This is a genomic window from Methylomicrobium album BG8 (assembly GCF_000214275.2).
Lineage (GTDB): Bacteria > Pseudomonadota > Gammaproteobacteria > Methylococcales > Methylomonadaceae > Methylomicrobium > Methylomicrobium agile.
Window position 1 is genome coordinate 1,856,120 of the sequence record NZ_CM001475.1, and the last position, 16,160, is coordinate 1,872,279.

At 55.6% G+C, this 16,160-nt stretch carries 15 protein-coding genes; 8 read left to right on the top strand and 7 right to left on the bottom strand.

Annotated features, from left to right (window positions below; all coding sequences use genetic code 11):
* Nucleotides 1-44: 44 nt before the first annotated feature.
* Both METAL_RS08005 and METAL_RS08010 read right to left on the bottom strand, forming a co-directional pair.
* Entirely contained in the window at nucleotides 45-299 is a 255-nt protein-coding gene (locus METAL_RS08005) for a PIN domain-containing protein (RefSeq protein WP_245549494.1), read from the bottom strand.
* A gap of 91 nt (nucleotides 300-390) precedes the next feature.
* Complete coding sequence (locus tag METAL_RS08010; RefSeq protein WP_005371258.1) at nucleotides 391-645, bottom strand: type II toxin-antitoxin system Phd/YefM family antitoxin; 255 nt, start codon at nucleotides 643-645, stop codon at nucleotides 391-393.
* A gap of 182 nt (nucleotides 646-827) precedes the next feature.
* Between METAL_RS08010 and METAL_RS08015 the strand changes: the two genes are divergently transcribed.
* The 3 genes from METAL_RS08015 to METAL_RS08025 all read left to right on the top strand — a co-directional run bounded on the left by METAL_RS08015 (nucleotide 828) and on the right by METAL_RS08025 (nucleotide 4,670).
* Nucleotides 828-1,610: a TonB-dependent receptor gene (locus METAL_RS08015; protein ID WP_031431510.1), complete on the top strand. Its 783-nt coding sequence runs from the start codon at nucleotides 828-830 to the stop codon at nucleotides 1,608-1,610.
* Nucleotides 1,611-1,717: 107 nt separating this feature from the next.
* Nucleotides 1,718-2,890, top strand: coding sequence for an IS256 family transposase (locus METAL_RS08020; RefSeq protein ID WP_005369597.1), 1,173 nt, complete (start codon nucleotides 1,718-1,720; stop codon nucleotides 2,888-2,890).
* Nucleotides 2,891-2,912: 22 nt separating this feature from the next.
* Nucleotides 2,913-4,670 carry a TonB-dependent siderophore receptor gene (locus METAL_RS08025; protein ID WP_342633134.1) on the top strand — a complete coding sequence of 586 codons (1,758 nt, stop codon included), beginning with the start codon at nucleotides 2,913-2,915 and terminating at the stop codon, nucleotides 4,668-4,670.
* A 640-nt stretch (nucleotides 4,671-5,310) separates the two neighbouring features.
* Here the strand turns inward: METAL_RS08025 and METAL_RS08030 are convergent.
* Nucleotides 5,311-5,850, bottom strand: a complete 540-nt coding sequence (locus METAL_RS08030; protein ID WP_005371260.1) for an REP-associated tyrosine transposase — start codon at nucleotides 5,848-5,850, stop codon at nucleotides 5,311-5,313.
* A gap of 193 nt (nucleotides 5,851-6,043) precedes the next feature.
* Here METAL_RS08030 and METAL_RS08035 point away from each other — a divergent pair, with 193 nt between their 5' ends.
* Nucleotides 6,044-7,255 (top strand): PepSY-associated TM helix domain-containing protein, encoded by a 1,212-nt coding sequence (locus METAL_RS08035; RefSeq protein ID WP_005371262.1) that lies wholly within the window; start codon nucleotides 6,044-6,046, stop codon nucleotides 7,253-7,255.
* Between the two features lie 360 nt (nucleotides 7,256-7,615).
* Here the strand turns inward: METAL_RS08035 and METAL_RS08040 are convergent, their stop codons facing one another.
* The 4 genes from METAL_RS08040 to METAL_RS08055 all read right to left on the bottom strand — a co-directional run bounded on the left by METAL_RS08040 (nucleotide 7,616) and on the right by METAL_RS08055 (nucleotide 11,618).
* On the bottom strand, nucleotides 7,616-7,879 hold the full coding sequence (locus tag METAL_RS08040) for a hypothetical protein (RefSeq protein ID WP_005371264.1): 264 nt from the start codon (nucleotides 7,877-7,879) through the stop codon (nucleotides 7,616-7,618).
* 158 nt (nucleotides 7,880-8,037) lie between these two features.
* On the bottom strand, nucleotides 8,038-8,364 hold the full coding sequence (locus METAL_RS08045; RefSeq protein WP_005371265.1) for a hypothetical protein: 327 nt from the start codon (nucleotides 8,362-8,364) through the stop codon (nucleotides 8,038-8,040).
* Between the two features lie 47 nt (nucleotides 8,365-8,411).
* Nucleotides 8,412-9,695, bottom strand: a complete 1,284-nt coding sequence (locus tag METAL_RS08050; protein ID WP_005371267.1) for an ammonium transporter — start codon at nucleotides 9,693-9,695, stop codon at nucleotides 8,412-8,414.
* A 705-nt stretch (nucleotides 9,696-10,400) separates the two neighbouring features.
* The gene (locus METAL_RS08055) at nucleotides 10,401-11,618 is read right to left on the bottom strand and encodes a porin (RefSeq protein ID WP_213069477.1); all 1,218 of its coding nucleotides are present in this window, start codon (nucleotides 11,616-11,618) and stop codon (nucleotides 10,401-10,403) included.
* 455 nt (nucleotides 11,619-12,073) lie between these two features.
* Here METAL_RS08055 and METAL_RS08060 point away from each other — a divergent pair, with 455 nt between their 5' ends.
* The 4 genes from METAL_RS08060 to METAL_RS08075 all read left to right on the top strand — a co-directional run bounded on the left by METAL_RS08060 (nucleotide 12,074) and on the right by METAL_RS08075 (nucleotide 16,153).
* On the top strand, nucleotides 12,074-12,397 hold the full coding sequence (locus METAL_RS08060) for a hypothetical protein (protein ID WP_005371270.1): 324 nt from the start codon (nucleotides 12,074-12,076) through the stop codon (nucleotides 12,395-12,397).
* Between the two features lie 487 nt (nucleotides 12,398-12,884).
* A complete protein-coding gene (locus METAL_RS08065; RefSeq protein WP_005371272.1) occupies nucleotides 12,885-13,502 on the top strand; it encodes a hypothetical protein in 618 nt (205 codons plus the stop codon).
* Between the two features lie 126 nt (nucleotides 13,503-13,628).
* The gene (locus METAL_RS08070; protein ID WP_005371274.1) at nucleotides 13,629-14,810 is read left to right on the top strand and encodes a patatin-like phospholipase family protein; all 1,182 of its coding nucleotides are present in this window, start codon (nucleotides 13,629-13,631) and stop codon (nucleotides 14,808-14,810) included.
* Nucleotides 14,807-16,153: a TRAFs-binding domain-containing protein gene (locus tag METAL_RS08075; protein WP_005371275.1), complete on the top strand. Its 1,347-nt coding sequence runs from the start codon at nucleotides 14,807-14,809 to the stop codon at nucleotides 16,151-16,153. The genes METAL_RS08070 and METAL_RS08075 overlap by 4 nt, the downstream gene beginning before the upstream one ends.
* Nucleotides 16,154-16,160 lie beyond the last annotated feature (7 nt).

Here is a 16,160-nt window from a genome sequence, read left to right on the forward strand (position 1 = left end):
TATCTTAACGATATTGGGCCCCATGCTTGCAGGATAAATTTGCATTATTTTTTTACGATAATGACTTCATCGAGATAAGCCTGAAAGATTGCATCGTAAGTCACAATCCATAGATTCTCGTATTTCGCTTGAGCGAGCAACAAGCGGTCAAAAGGGCCTTTATAGCGAGCGCCCAATTCAAACAGCGTCTGGGCGTGGTACGGCGTAACGTTCAACCATCGAAAACCTTGCGCCTGAATGTCTTCGGCGACTTTGCCGGAAGGCAAGGGCATTCTGCCCAGGCCGTTCTTGATCGCCATTTACCGCGCTGACCCAGGCGCCTTCGGCCTGAATCCGTTCGATGAGTGCACGGTCCGGCACTTCTCCCATCAGCCAGTCGTAAACGAGGTATCAAGCAGCAGACGCGTCATCGTCTTCCGTAAACAGACGTTCGACTTCCGCGTTGTTCCCGGCGGAATTCCAATCGGCGGCATAGCCGGCCTTGCCGCGCCAGGCGCCGGGAGCGGCTACCTTGGGCGCTTCGTATTTGACGATTCTGGCGACAGGTTTGCCGTTGCGCGCGATGATCACTTCTTCATCCCGCTCGGCGGCAACGATCAGGCTGGAGAGGCTATTTTTAGCCTCGAGTATATTGACTTGCATCATACAATCCTCATAGCTTGGCTAGGCATGGCTAAGAATAGGTGCTCCATTTTCCCTTGTCAAAGGCGGCCGGCGCTTTGAAATGGCGCATATAAAAATTCGGATACCGATTACAAGATTTTCCCGCTGATCCGTCTTAACCCATACGCGGCGTTATTTTGCCGCTTCATTGTTAAGGGGAAAACATGGAAACCAGACATCGAAACGACAAAGCAAAGCCCGGCGATAATCGATTATTGCCCGCCTGTATCGCCTCGGCGTTGCTCGCCGGCGGTTTCGGCATGCCGGCGCTGGCCGGCTCCGCCCTGCAAACCTTCGACATCCCGGCGCAGCCGATGGACAGCGCCTTGACCGAACTGGCCGACCGCGCCGGCCTGCGTTTACTGTATCAGGCCGGCGCGGTCGGCGCTTTACGGTCGCGCCCGGTGTCCGGCCGGCACACGCCGGAACAGGCGCTGCGCATCATGCTGGCCGATTCCGGGTTGGAGTATCGGAAAACGGCGGGGGATACGATTACGGTGGAGAAAAGTACAAAGCGGGCATCGGCCCCGGCTTCGGGAAACGTCGAACTGCCGCCAATGACGGTGACGGGCGCGGCGGAATATGATTCGACCGATCCTTATAACAAGAACTACGCCATTCGTAATTCCAGCACAGCTACCAAGACCGACACGCCGCTCATCGAAACACCAGTGTCGCTGCAAATCGTGCCAAGGACCGTAATGGATGACCAGAAAAGCACGCGCATCAAGGATGCGCTGGAAAACGTCAGTGGCGTGCGGGCGCGGCCGACATTGGGTCTTGGCACTGGCTTCATTATTCGCGGCTTTCAAAATGACAGGGTTTACCGGAATGGATTGCTCTTTGGTAACGACGGATTTCCAGGGGAATTCGATGTCGGCAATCTGCAAAGCATTGAAGTGCTCAAAGGTCCCGCGGCTGTATTGTATGGCCGTATGAGGGTGTAAATAATTCCGTGTAACCGCTTATTTTCAGTGTAGTAAACTTCTCTCAAGGAGAGCAGAAAATGAGCGATATTATTAAAGACCCCACGATGGTTGCCGCTTGACAAGATTTGGCCCGTGGCGTTAAGTCAGAGCGTGATTTAGCGGCACTGACTCAGGATTTACTGAAAATCACGGTAGAAGCCTCGCTGAATGCCGAAATGGATGCCCATTTAGGGTATGCCAAGCCTTCTCCCGAAGGCTATGGTTCCGGCAATAGTCGCAACGGTTATGGCACAAAAAAGCTGAAAAGCGGACACGGGGTCATTGAGATTGACACCCCACGCGATCGTAACGGCAGCTTCGAGCCGCCGCTGGTCACCAAGCATCAAACCCGCTGGAGTCATTTTGACGATAAGATTCTGACCTTGTATGCCAAGGGCATGAGCACGCGAGATATCGTCGAAACCTTCCGCGAACTCTATGGCGCCGATATCTCGCCCACCCTGGTGTCTAATGTCACGGAAGCGGTACTGGGCAAAGTGATCGAGTGGCAATCCCGACCCTTGGATGCGCTCTATCCTATCCTCTATCTGGACTGCATTGTCGTCAAAATCCGGCAGGACAAGCGAGTCATCAACAAAGCCGTTTACCTGGCGCTCGGCGTCACCCTGGAAGGCAGAAAGGAGTTGCTGGGTCTGTGGCTGTCCGAAAATGAAGGCGCCAAATTCTGGCTGTCGGTCCTGACCGAACTGAAAAACCGCGGCGTCAAGGATGTGCTCATTGCCTGTGTCGATGGCTTAACCGGTTTTCCGGAAGCGATCGCCGCCGCTTTCCCAAGCACACAAGTCCAACTCTGTATCGTGCATAGGGTGCGCAATTCCTTGCGTTTCGTGTCCTGGAAAGACCGCAAAACCGTCGCCGCCGGGCTCCGGAAAATCTACCAGTCCGTTACCGTGACTGAAGCAGAACAGGAATTGGAAGCCTTTGCCGCGCAATGGGACGGCCAATACCCCTCCATCAGTCGCTCCTGGCGCAACCACTGGGCCAACTTGATCGCATTCTTCGATTACCCTGACGCGATCCGGAAAATCATTTACACCACCAATGCCATTGAATCGATCAATAGCGTGATTAGAAAAGCCATCAATCAACGGAAACTGTTCCCCAATGACGATTCGGCTATGAAAGTCATTTATTTGGCAATCGAGAATGCCTCTAAAAAATGGTCCATGCCATTGCGCGATTGGAAGCCGGCTATTAATCAGTTTATGATTATGTTTCCAGACCGCATGCCCAATTAAATTTAACCGCGGTTTACACGGATTGTTTTACACTCTCGGCCGTATCGAACCGGGAGGACTGATCAACGTCACGACCAAAAAGCCGCTGGACATCCCTTATTATTCGCTTGAACAGCAATTCGGTTCTTATGACTCTTATCGTACGCAATGGGATGCAACCGGAGCGATTACTGATGATAAGTCGTTGCTCTATCGTTTCACTGGTTCTTATCAGAACAATGAGTCGTTTCGGGATTTTATTTTTACGGATCGGGTGCTGGTCAATCCCAGCCTCACTTGGCGGCCGACCGACCGTACCGATATAACCTTGAGTGTCGAACATTCCGACCAGGATTATCAGGCGGACGTCGGTGTTCCCGCAATAGGCACGCGTCCGGCGGCGATACCGATCAGCCGTTCTCTGGATGACCCGAATAGTCCGATTGACAATAGTACCCACACTCTTGTCAGTACCGAGATGAATCACCATTTCAATGACGCGTGGGCCATACATAACCGTTTTCTTGCCGGATTTACCGATACTTATTCCGCTTTTATCACGCGTTCTCCCACAGTGAATGGCCCCGGTGAAGATGGGCTGGGACCGGACGGTATTCTCAGACGCAACATTTTTGGTCAGACAACCGATGGGGAAAGTTATGCCACGAATCTGGATTTGACCGGAAAATTTCGATTAGGATTTTCTAACCATGATGTCCTGGTGGGTTTTGACTATTACCACGCAATGAATACATACGTTACCTCTGGCGAATACATATTACCCAATCCGGCCCTTGATATTGATATTTTCAACCCTGCACCCAGTTACGGTATCGATCCTGCCTTGATTCAATCAACCTTATCACGCAATATGGCTTATTCTTTTTTCAAGACCGACTGGTACGGCGCCTATTTTCAGGATCACATCACGCTTTGGGACAAACTGCATATTCTGGGCGGAGGCCGTTACGATTGGTCGACAACCGGCCGGGGCAGAGGCGCTTCGTCTGGTGCGGCTGAAGCGGTGCTACCGTCAAACAAAGATGAAGGCTTCAGTCCGCGCGTGGGAATTCTGTATCAGCCCTGGACACAGCTCGGTATTTATGGCAATTGGACGACTTCGTTCAGCGCCAATAATGCCCCGGCTGCAAATGGCGCGACCTTCGACCCGCAGACCGGCGAACAGTTTGAAGCAGGTGTGAAAACCCAGTTGTTCGATGACCGCCTGATCGCGACGTTGGCCTATTACCATTTGACCAAAGACAATATCCTGGTCAATGACCAGCGTACGCCGGATCCTTTCGACAAGATCGCTAACAAGCAGCGCAGCCAAGGAATTGAACTGGATGTAACCGGGCAGATCACTGATCGCTTAAGCCTGATCGGCAGCTATGCCTATACTGATGCAAAAGTCATCGAAGATCATGTGGGCAGTACTGCCGGCAACCGGATGCCGAATGTCCCGGATCACTCCGGCAGCTTGTTTGTCAAGTACGATATGAATGGCTATGAGGCGCAGGAAGGCTTTAGTTTTGGCGTGGGTGGCGTTGCCGCCGGGCAGCGTCAAACCGATTTCGACAACACGTCTCAACTGCCGGGCTTTATCAGGGTAGATGCCTTTGCCGCCTATCGAATGAAAGTCGGGCCAACCCGAGTCACCACCCAGTTCAACATCCGTAACCTATTGGATAAAACCTACTACGAATCCTCCGATCCGAACGCAAACGCAGCTCGTCCTTATTTAGCTATTGCCCCCGGCGCACCGCTGACGGCGGTTGGTTCGATACGGATAGAGTTTTGAGCGCGTAGCGCGTAGGTTGGGGTGAGCGTGCGAACCTCAACAATTCGGTCGCCCCGTGCGCTTCGATTGTTGGGGTTCCTATCGTCACCCCAACCTACATTTTTCTATGGCATGCCGCGTTCTTTCATGGGGTCGATCCGCGTGGAATTTTAACCGTAATGAACCGTTTCGCGAAATTTCGGCAGGGCCGGGAAATACCTACAACCCACCGCCAAGATTTGGCAGGGGGCATTAAATAATGTCGGGGTTTTTGCCGCTGAAACGTCTTATCAATAAGTGCGTAGGTTGGGGTGAGTGTGCGAACCCCAACAATTCGGTCGCCCCGCGCGCTTCGATTGTTGGGGTTCCTATCGTCACCCCAACCTACATTTTCTATGGCACGCCGCGTTCTTTCATGGGGTCGATCCGCGTGGAATTTTAACCGTAATGAACCGTTTCGCGAAATTTCGGCAGGGTCGGGAAATACCTACAGTCCACCGCCAAGATTTGGCAGGGGCATTAAATAATGTGGGGGTTTTTGCCGCTGAAACATCTTATCAATAGACCTCGAATCTATTACCCAGCGTGGTAGGTTGGGGTGAGCGCTCGAACCCCAACAATTCGGTCGCCCCGTGTGCTTCGTTTGTTGGGGTTCCTATCGTCACCCCAATCTACGTTCCCCAAATTTTGGGTCGGCGTCGGGGGAGGCGATGCCCCAGTCGGCCGGAAGGATTCCGGCGCGAATATAGCGGTGGATACTGGAATGGGGCCAATCGGCCGGGCGGGCAACGTAACCGTGTTTGACCGGGTTGTAATGAATGTAATCGACGTGGCGGCAAAAATCGTTTTCGTTCTGAAGGGTGTGTTCCCAAAAACGGCGTTGCCAAAGACCGCGTTCGCCTTTGCTCAAGCGGCTGGCGTCGATGCGCTCGTTTTTCGGAAGGTGTCGGGAGAAACCAGCCTTGATCAACATCCAACGGGTCGAATAATCGGTATCGCCGGGCGGCAAGGTAAAAATGGCGTGCAGATGGTTGGGCATGACCACCATCGCGTCGATCTGAAACGGGTGCCGGTCGCGTACACCGCGAACGGCATCGCGCAGTACGTCGATGTGTTCCACCAATAAGCGCCGGTTACGTTCGGCGAGATTGACCGTAAAAAAATAGCTGCCGCCTTCGAGGTAATGGCGCCGGTATCGCATGGGACCGATTTTATTAACGTTTGGATTTTTAAACTATAGCAGGGATGTCGGGTGGCATGGGGTTGTGAGCCCAACAATTCTCCGGGTACTTCGTTTGTTGGGGTTCCTGCCGTCACCCCAACCTACGCGGCTACGCGGCTAAAACGCATTTTTTCCGATAACCCGGCCGCGAGAACTTTACATTCACGATCCTATGAGCCTTGACATCTCGCCATTCAAGCATCTTGCAAGCTTGCAAAGTTTATCCGCGTTGAAACGCCGCCGCCACTATTGGCTGACCGTCCATCTTTGGCTGGGGTTGGCGTTGGGCGCGCTATTGTCGATTTACGGCGTCACCGGCGGCATCTTGGTTTTTCATGTCGAAATCAATGAGTGGCTGAACGCCGACACGTTGACCGTTACCCCGCCGCGAGGGAAAGCGGTTTACCGGCCGTTGCCGGAAATTTTCAAAGCCGGACGGACGGTCATGCCGGACGCCGCCAAATTGACCTTCGCTACCTATCCGCGCAACGACGAGGCGGCGTTTATTCAGAGCTATTCGCTGGCGAAGCCTGACGGCGCCGTAGAGAACTGGCAGGTTTGTGTCGATCCCTACACGGCGCGGGTCACCGGCAAGCACTTGATGGGCGATTCTGAAAGCTGGCTGCCGAACACCTTTATCGGCTTCGTGTTCAAATTACATTACGCGTTGCTGTTGCCGAACGATGTCAGCCAAGTGGTGGTCGGCGTATCGGGCGCGCTGTTGGTTATTTCGACCTTGACCGGTTTGATCGTCTGGTGGCCTTTGACCGGAAAATGGCGGCAGGCGCTGGGCTTCAAGGCCGGCGCGGGACCCGTGCGCTTCAATTACGACCTGCACAAAACCAGCGGGTTTTATACGGCGCTGGTGATGATCCCGGTGCTGTTTTCCGGCGTATACATGGTGTTGCCGCATAACGTGGTGCCGGTGCTGGAATTGTTTTCGCCGGTGACTTATCGCTATTGGTTTCGTTCCACGCCGGTTTCCGGGAAAGAATCGCTCAATATGGCCGAAGCCATCGCGCGCGCCGACCGTTTGTACCCGAAAGGCCGTCCGCACTGGATTTACGGGATCTACGGCGCGGATGAAGCGACCGCCGCCTATACCGTTTGCAAGGACAACGTGGATCGGCCGGGAAGCTGGCTGCAGCGGGTGTGCGTGGTGATGGACCGTTATAGCGGCGATTATCTCGATATCGACGATCCCGCTACCGGTACTGCCGGCGAAGTCTTTACCCATTGGCAATGGCCGTTGCATTCCGGCCAGGCGTTCGGCATGGCCGGGCGGATACTGGTGTTCCTCACCGGCCTGGCCTGTCCGGTGCTGTTTGTAACTGGCTTCATCCGTTGGCGGCAAAAACAGAGGGCAAGGCAAAAAGCGGGGTAGGTTGGGGTGACGATAGGAACCCCAACAATTCGGTCGCTCGGTGCGCTTCGATTGTTGGGGTTCCTATCGTCACCCCAACCTACATTTTCCTATGGCACGCCGCGTTCTTTCATGGGGTCGATCCGCGTGGAATTTTAACCGTAATGACTCGTTTCGTGAAATTTCGGCAGGGCCGGGAAATACCTATACAGCCCACCGCCAAGATTTGGCAGCCGCGTAGGTTGGGGTGACGACAGGAACCCCAACATCATCGGTTTCCGGGTATTCAAAGGCGTACGTGAAAGCGAGGGCTGTGTGTTGGGGTTCCTGTCGTCACCCCAACCTACAGATTGCAAAGGTTGGATTATTGATCGCCGAAGGTCAAACGGCCTCAACTCCAACAATTTCTCCCGATTCGCTCAACTTCAGCCGTAAACGGCCGTAGCAGGGCTTCTGGTCGCACTGGCAGCCCGAGCCTTCCATGATGCTTTCGAGAAAGGTCACATAAATCAACAGGCTGTCCGGGCGCCGTTCGATGATTTCATAGTCGATCGATTCGTCGAGGATCCAGCCGTTCTGGCTGCAGAAGGCGCTCAGCTCTTTGCAATGCTGCAGTATATCGGTAATTGCCTGGGTTTCGGTCATGGCTTGCTCCCTTAATTCGCCCCAATCGGATTGGGCTGCGGATGATTTTACGTTAATGATCTTGCCTGGCTGACTAAAACAAGCCTTATCGAAAAAGCATTTTATGCCGGCACGACCTCGAGGTAAATCGCCTTCGGTTTTCGAGCCTGCCGCAACGGTCACTCTTCTTCCGGCGTGCACAGCGATTCGGCCCGTTTGCTGACCGGCGTAATGCTGCCGTCGGCGTTGATTCGCCAGCGAAAGCGCAGTTGCATGCTTTTGTTCATCAAAAAGGCGCGCTCCACTTCGACATGGTCTTCTTCGTGAAAAGTCTGCCAGCCCAGGTCGCGTTGCGATCGGGTGTGAATCTTGGTCTTCAAAACTTCTTCGACGGTCTGCCCCAGGCAGGGCGAGTTTTGGACCTGCATTTCGTGCTCGTGCGTTTCGGTAAAGGCCGGATGCGCGGCGAACAACAGATTCAGGATCAGAAAACGACGGATTTGCATGGCTTCAATATATCGGTCAGAGCAAAAATGGGGCATCCATCGGTGGGTTAAAAACTGTAGCCCTGCTGGTCGTGCTGGTCGATGTCGAGCCCGATCGATTCGGCTTCCTGAGTGACCCGAACCCCGATCGCTTTATCGATCGCTTTGAATAACAGAAAACTGACCAGGCCGCTCCAGGCGATCGTGACCCCGATGCCGAAAAGCTGGATCAAGATCTGCTTGAAGATGCCTCCTTCGGCCACGATGCCGGTGCCGCCGAAAGCGGTGTCCGCAAACACCGCAGTCAACAGCGCTCCCAGAATGCCGCTGATGCCGTGCACCGGAAACACGTCGAGCGCGTCGTCGATGCCGAGGCGCTGCTTGATCAGTTGAATCGAATAAAAACAGGCGATTCCGGCGACGATGCCGATTAGGATCGCACCGAACGGCGACACGAAACCCGCACCGGCCGCGATCATCCCGAGGCCGGCGACCATGCCGGTCATGGCGCCGAGCACGCTCGGCTTGCCGAACTTGAGCCAGTCCATCACGATCCAGGTGATCGAAGCGGAGGAGGCGCAAAGATGGGTGGACAGCATCGCCATGCCCGCCGAGCCGTTCGCCATCAGCGCGCTGCCGGCGCTGAAACCGTGCCAGCCGACCCAGAGAATGCCGGCGCCCATCGCGGTCATCGTCAGATTATGCGGCATCATCGGCGTGCGCGGAAAACCGCGCCGCGGGCCGACCGCCAGCGCGCCGGCGAGCGCGGCGACGCCGGCGCTGCCGTGCACCACGATGCCGCCCGCAAAGTCCATCACGCCCCATTCGGCCAGCCAGCCGTTGCCCCAGATCCAGTGGCAGACCGGTACATACACGAGCAATTCCCAAAAGGCGCAGAAAAACAGCAGAGGAAAAAAGCGGACGCGTTCGACCATCGCGCCGACGATCAGGGCGGGCGCGAAGATCGCAAAAGTCATGTGATACATTGCAAAGACCGATTCGGGCAGATTGCCGACCAGCCGGTCCGCATTCATGCCGATCAGATACAACTGCGAAAAACCGCCGAGCACGGCTTGGTATGCGCCGCCGTCGGTCAACGCCAGGCTGTAACCGGCGATTGCCCAGATCAGCGAGATCAGCGAAGTGATCGAAAAACAGGCCATGATCACCGACAGCACGTTACGGGTGCGCACCAGACCGCCGTAAAACAGCGCCAGTCCCGGCATAGTCATGAACAGCACCAAGCCCGCCGAGGTCAAGATCCAGGCGGTATCGGCCGAGTTCAGGCCGTCTTCGGCGAAGACCGGAAACGGGGTCGCGGCGAGCGGGCTCAATAAGGGGATTTTTCGCATGATTTGCACCTTTATTATTATTTTACGGAACGGAGGACTGAGTCTCCGGTGCTCAAAGAATCGCGCTTTGTAGCGTAGTTGCGAAAAAAATGCAAGGTGTTACTGGAAGGCAGCGTGCGGAGCCGTAAAACGACGGCGCGGATAGGATATTAGAGCATTTTCGTTTTGGGTGTACGGTCATAAGCCATGCCGCAAAGTGAGGGGAAACGCGTCATTCCGGCAGGGATTGCCGGACGACTGCAGGGAGGCAGGAGATACGAGCCCAAGGAAGGGCGAGGTAGATCGCGTCGGGAACACGCGATCGACGAGCCCAAGGAAGGGCGAGGTAGATCGCGTCGGGAACATGCGATCGAGAGCAACGCAGGGAGCGGTTGCCGAATCCAGAAGCCAGAAGCCAGGGATGGCAAGCTCTAATACATCCCTGTCATCTGGATCTCGGCACAAATCTGTCTGGAACAGATTTGCATTGACCCGAAGGGGGCCAGGCAGGAAAGCCTGGCATGAATCCCTGCCGAGATGACGATTTGACTTAACGGCATTATCTCCCTATAGGCGATATGAAAATGCTCTAGTAGAGGCAGCACTCAGGGAAAATGTTTTTTAGGCAGGTCGATGAGGAATACCGGCAACACGTTGCCGCGCTACGCGAAGCAGGGCGGGATGAGTTCTCTTCGATTGCGGTGGGAGGCGGCAGATCAAAAAACGTTATAAATCGATCACGACATCCATCGCAATCTGCAACTGATGATCCTTGCTTCGGTCGGCGTAAGGATCGATTTTCGCGTCGGCCCAGTCGTAGCGCACTTCCGGCCGCAGGGTGAGCCAGCTTTGCGGTTTCCAGTTCACGCCCGCGGTCAGCGCAAAATAATGCCCAGGGTTGCCGGTCATCACCCGGGTGCCGTTGGCATCGCGAAACCATTCGCCGCGCAGCCCGGCCGAAAACGCATCGGTGAAATCGTAAACCAGATACTGGTTGATGCCGTACCAGTAGGCATCCTGGCCGGATGCCGCGGCCTGTTCCTGAAAACCGAAATCGTGCTCGAAAACGTATTCCAGTTTATCGGTAAAGTTGTGCGAAACGACCAGGCTGGACACCGTCCGGTTGACATCCGTAACATCGTCGGCATCGCCGCTGATCACCGACCAGGATACCGCGCTGGTCGCTTCGTCGTTGGTCCAGGAAATGCCGCCGAGAAAGTTCCAGTTGGACAGGTTTTCGCTGAAATTATCCCAACCCGCCACGGAACCCGCATTCAGCGTGAAATTTTCGTTCAGCGCATAACTGAACAGCGCACCGGTATGGGTGAACGGTTCGCCATACTGCATCGTGTAGGCATGCGAATAAAAGAAATTGTTCGGTGAAGTCACGACTTCCTCGCCGAGAATCGTGTAGAAATGGCCGATCTTGGCGGTGATGCCGTTGCCGAACGGCGCGAAGACTTCCAGATAGGCTTGCGGCAGCGCCATATCGTAAAAGCGCAGATCCCGCTTGTCGATCCATCGATTGTCCAGCCCGGCGGCCTGCGTAAACCGGCTGTCGGTTCCGAACATCAGATCGACGCGGCCGCCGAAATTCCAGTGTCTGGCTTCCATGTCCACCGATTTTTCGAGGTACAGGTAGAGTTGGTTGAGCTGAAACTCGCCGCTGCGGTCGTTGAAGGTAATCGGCGCGTTCGAATGATCGTCCGGGTTGTGGGTCTGGTACGTTCCGCCCATCGACAGCCAGCCGTCCATCTTGAGGCCGTGTTCCCTGAGGAATTTGCTCTGGCTGAAATCCCGGCCGGTCAATGCGTGGATCACGCTCTCGTCGTGCGCCATCACCGTCGAGGCGAAATGGCTGTACAGCAGTAAAAACAGACAAAGTATCGATGCCTTGTCGAAAGTCAGCGGAGGTGCGCAGAGAACTGCGGTCGATGGTTTCATATTCAAGCCAAGCGTTGCCATGGGGATCGGTTATGTATCAGTTCTTACGTCTTGTTTGAAAAATCCTGTCCTGCCGCCCGTGCGGTCATGCGTCGCCGTTTGCCGGGCATCGGGAAGAATTATATGCTTCAAATAATTTCGAGTCGATATTAAATGAAGAGGATTTCGAATTTCCGCTTGCGATCGTCGTTCCATTATTGTGCATAAATAGATCAAAAAATACACCATAACGGTGCGTCATCCTGTTTTTCGATAGTCAATATTAAACTATAAATATCATAAGCTTATTTTCTTTCGACGCAGCATTTGCAAACTTTTTTGCGGCCGGAGCTTAGCGGCTATTTACTTTCGAATCGCTACAACGTAACATTCTGGTGCATACTGACCCGGCGCCGATCAACAAGAATAATTTTTTCGGAAAGAGCCTCTTCAATAATTACAAAATGGAGAACTTTATGACAAAACTTCCCGATTCCCAAGGAAATCGTTGCCGCTTCGGCAAGATTTTACTGATCGCGGCCCTTCTAGGCCTTTCGTTCAGTGCGGCCGCAAAACCCGACGAGGTGCCGGCCGAAAGCGTCCAGGGTTGCCGTTTGATCGGCCCGATCGAGGGTTCGTCAGGCTACGGCAAGAACAACGGCTGGCAAAGGTTGGCCAGACAGGCCGCCGTTAAGCGTGCCGGTCGGTTGGGGGCAAGCCATGTCGTGTGGGAACGTTTCAACCCGACCGGCGCTTTTAACGGTTCGGTCACCGGCAAGGCTTATAACTGCGGTTCGTGATCGAAACCCGGTCCCGGCACAAGGAAAGCCCGCGGCCAGCAACAGAGGGAAAGATTTTTTATCTTCTTTATTCGCTTCAAATTCTTTCGGCAAAAGTTCGATTATCGGCTGACGGATGTTAACTGTCCTCAGGCGAAGGACAAGTCCAAGCTCCAAAGCCGGTCGCCGTAGGCGTTGCCTATCCGGCCGGCGGGGCGCCATTCCGCCGGTCGGGCGGCAAGCGTAAGCGGTCAGGGCCCGGTCTTTAAGGATCTCTCTTTATTCTGATTATTCTGATCGACTAGCGCTTGACAGGGCTTATTAAACCGTTCAAGCTTGATAAAAGGCATTGTTCCCCGGACGCATTTGGCTTTCCAGGCGCGGCAAGCGGCCGATTTTCCGTATTGCCAGGTTTGCGTACTGCATTTCGGAAGCGCGTTTGGCGCAGGTAAGGGAGGGAAATCCCGCCCATTCATCTCAATCGTTGATAAACAGGAACCGCTTCCGCATGAAGATTGCGCCCGCCAGCTTCAAACCGAGCGCCTGCCGCGAGGGATGGGTTCCGGAAAAGGTATTTTTGTTCAGCGGCCACATGATCGATTCGCCGGACCGCAAAAGCCCGCGTTTTCCGGCGGACAAGGAAAATATCGCCGGCAAGCGGATCGCGGCCGTGCTTTCCGGCCTGCAGGCGGGACCGCAGGATTTGGGTTTGACCCAAGGCGCGTGCGGCGGCGATATTCTGTTTGCCGAGGCTTGCCGGCAGCGCGGCGTCAGGCTGCAGTTGCTGCAACCTTTCGAAGAGCCGGTCTTCATCGAAAAGTCGGTCGCTGTCGCCGATGCTGATTGGCTGAAGCGTTACCGGGCGATAACCGACGGTTTGGAAACGCCGCCGCTGGCCGCCCCTCGGGTGTTAGGCGAGCTGCCGCCCGACACGGACCTTTACGAGCGCTGCAACCTCTGGCTGTTGGCCAGCGCGTTGGCTTACGGCTCCGAAAAGCTGACCTTCATCTGCCTGTGGGACGGAGGCGGCGGCGGCGACGGGCCGGGCGGTACGGCGCATATGGTCAAGGAAGTCGAAAAGCGGAATGGCCGGGTGGTTTGGTTGAATACCAAAACCCTGGAATGAGCGGGGCGCTTATCCCATCGAGCCCTCGCAACTGAGGTTAAGCGTCAATACGCCGAGACGCTGGCCGAGCGCTTTTGCAAGACCCAATTAAAAGAATAACTTTGTGCAAGCCAACAGGAAGTCGTCATGAACTCTCCGATCCAGAATCGCAACGTGCTTAACCGCATCCAGTCACCGGGCCCCAAGAAAATTCTCGCCTGCGACGGCGGCGGCATCCTGGGTTTGATGAGCGTCGAAATTCTGGCCAGCCTGGAAGACCAATTGCGGCAGGCGCTGGGAAAAGGCGAGGATTTCGTGCTGGCCGATTATTTCGATTTCGTTTGCGGAACCAGCACCGGCGCGATTATTGCTACCTGTATCGCCAGCGGCATGTCGATGGCGCGGATTCGCCAGTTTTATCTGGACAGCGGCAGGCAGATGTTCGATAAGGCCTCGCTGTTGAAACGGCTCAAGTACGATTACAACAAGGAGCCCCTGGCCGAACTACTCAAATCGTCGTTCGATACGCAATTGCAGGAAAGCGCGGCGACGCTGGGCAGCGCCAACCTCAAAACCTTGCTGATGATGGTGATGCGTAACCACACCACCGATTCGCCCTGGCCGGTATCGAACAACCCCTTCGCCAAATACAACCGCCGCGAACGCAAGGATTGCAATCTGAATTTGCCGTTGTGGCAACTGGTGCGGGCCAGCACCGCCGCGCCGACTTATTTTCCGCCGGAAATCGTGACCTTCGCCGAAGGCACGCCGGACGAATACAACTTCATCTTCGTGGACGGCGGTGTGACGACGTACAACAATCCGGCCTGGTTGGCGTTTCAGATGGCGACGGCCAGGCCCTACGCGATCAACTGGCAGACCGGGGCGGATAAACTGCTGATCGTGTCGGTCGGCACCGGCAGCGTGGCGAACGCCAACCCCAATCTCAAGGTCGACGAGATGAATCTGCTGTATTTCGCCAAGAATATTCCTTCCGCGTTGATGAACGCGGCTTCGGCCGGTTGGGACATGACCTGCCGCCTGGTCGGCGAATGCCGGCACGGGAGGCCGATCGATCGGGAATTCGGCGACATGGTGCTGCCGTGCGCCGACGGTTCGAACTGGACCGGTCCCAAATTATTCGCCTACCTTCGCTACGATCCCGACGTCAGCTTCGAAGGGTTGCATGCCCTCGGCCTGGGCGACATCAATCCCGCCAACGTGCAGATGCTGGATTCGGTCGACCATATCGGCGACATTCGCCGGGTCGGCAGCGCGTACGCGGCGAAAAATTGTTTTCCTGAACATTTCGAGGGGTTTTTAGCATGAACCAATGTTTTGTCGTCCAGGGGTTCGGCAAGAAAACCGATTACACCGACGGCCGGGTGCTGGACCTGGACGCGTCTTATGAAATCATCAAGATGGCGGTCGAAGCGGCCGGCCTGGAGTGCGTGCGCGCGGACGAAATCGTGCATGCCGGCACCATCGACGTGCCGATGTACGAGCGCCTGCTGAACGCCGACGTGGTCATTGCCGACCTGTCCACCTACAACGTCAATGCGGCGTTCGAACTGGGCGTGCGCTATGCGCTCCGGCCTTATACCACCATCGTGCTGGCCGAAGAGCAGTTCAAAAACCCGTTCGACCTGTCGCATATCGTGCTGCGCCGCTACAAGCATCTGGGCGATGAAATCGGCTATAAGGAAGCCAACCGCCTGATGAACGATTTGAAGACCGCGATCGAGAAAATCCTGAGCCAGCCGGCCATCGACAGCCCGGTTTACACCTATCTGCCGCATCTGCAGCCGCCGGCGGCGAAGGCCGAGCCCGTGCGTGCCGCGGCCGTGAAATCCTACCTTTTATCCGGTCCTGCCGCGAACCTCGTCGGCGAAGACAATCCCAGCGCCAAGGCGATGCTCGATGCGGCGATGGAAAAAATCGCCGTCAGCGATTTTGCCGCCGCGCGGATCTTGCTGGAAGAGGTCGACAAGCTGCGTCCGGAAGATTCGTTCGTGGTCCAGCAACTGGCTCTGGCGACTTACAAAAGCAGGCAGCCGACCGTCGTCGAAGCGCTGCAGGCCGCGCGTGACGTGCTCAAACGGCTGTCTCCCGAAACCTCGAACAATCCCGAAACCCTGGGGCTTTGGGGTGCGATCCATAAGCGTCTGTGGGAAGAATGCGGCCGCCCCGAATGCCTGTCGGAATGCATCGCCGCCTACGAGCGCGGTTTTTACCTGAAGCAGGACCATTACAACGGCATCAATCTGGCCTATCTGCTGAACCTGCGCGCCCTGCAGTTTTTGCAGAGCGGCAACAGGGACGAAGCCGTCGCCGACTTCGTGTTCGCAAGGCGAATCCGCAAGGAGGTGATGCGTTATGCCGCGGCGCTGGCGGACAAACTGGAAGACAGGGATAACCGCTATTGGGTCATCGCCTCCTTATACGAAGCCGCCGTCGGCCTAAGCGATGCCCAAGCCGCTGCCGTTTGGGAAACCCAGGCCAAAGCCATGGACGTGCCGGCCTGGATGCAGGAAACCCGCGAATCCCAGTCGGCCAAACTGAGGCAACTGCTCGAAACCTATGCCGAATGGATCGCCAAGCCCACGGATACGGCCGAAACCGAACCCCCCTGGCTGTGTAAGTACCCCGTAGGTCCGATTAGCGCCGCGTAATCGGACG

Excerpts from the sequence above, each read along its gene's own strand:
- METAL_RS08005 (WP_245549494.1), bottom strand. The coding sequence starts at position 299 with ATGGCGATCAAGAACGGCCTGGGCAGAATGCCCTTGCCTTCCGGCAAA.
- METAL_RS08010 (WP_005371258.1), bottom strand. The coding sequence starts at position 645 with ATGATGCAAGTCAATATACTCGAGGCTAAAAATAGCCTCTCCAGCCTG.
- METAL_RS08015 (WP_031431510.1), top strand. The coding sequence starts at position 828 with ATGGAAACCAGACATCGAAACGACAAAGCAAAGCCCGGCGATAATCGA.
- METAL_RS08030 (WP_005371260.1), bottom strand. The coding sequence starts at position 5,850 with ATGCGATACCGGCGCCATTACCTCGAAGGCGGCAGCTATTTTTTTACG.
- METAL_RS08035 (WP_005371262.1), top strand. The coding sequence starts at position 6,044 with ATGAGCCTTGACATCTCGCCATTCAAGCATCTTGCAAGCTTGCAAAGT.
- METAL_RS08040 (WP_005371264.1), bottom strand. The coding sequence starts at position 7,879 with ATGACCGAAACCCAGGCAATTACCGATATACTGCAGCATTGCAAAGAG.
- METAL_RS08045 (WP_005371265.1), bottom strand. The coding sequence starts at position 8,364 with ATGCAAATCCGTCGTTTTCTGATCCTGAATCTGTTGTTCGCCGCGCAT.
- METAL_RS08050 (WP_005371267.1), bottom strand. The coding sequence starts at position 9,695 with ATGCGAAAAATCCCCTTATTGAGCCCGCTCGCCGCGACCCCGTTTCCG.
- METAL_RS08055 (WP_213069477.1), bottom strand. The coding sequence starts at position 11,618 with ATGAAACCATCGACCGCAGTTCTCTGCGCACCTCCGCTGACTTTCGAC.
- METAL_RS08060 (WP_005371270.1), top strand. The coding sequence starts at position 12,074 with ATGACAAAACTTCCCGATTCCCAAGGAAATCGTTGCCGCTTCGGCAAG.
- METAL_RS08065 (WP_005371272.1), top strand. The coding sequence starts at position 12,885 with ATGAAGATTGCGCCCGCCAGCTTCAAACCGAGCGCCTGCCGCGAGGGA.
- METAL_RS08070 (WP_005371274.1), top strand. The coding sequence starts at position 13,629 with ATGAACTCTCCGATCCAGAATCGCAACGTGCTTAACCGCATCCAGTCA.
- METAL_RS08075 (WP_005371275.1), top strand. The coding sequence starts at position 14,807 with ATGAACCAATGTTTTGTCGTCCAGGGGTTCGGCAAGAAAACCGATTAC.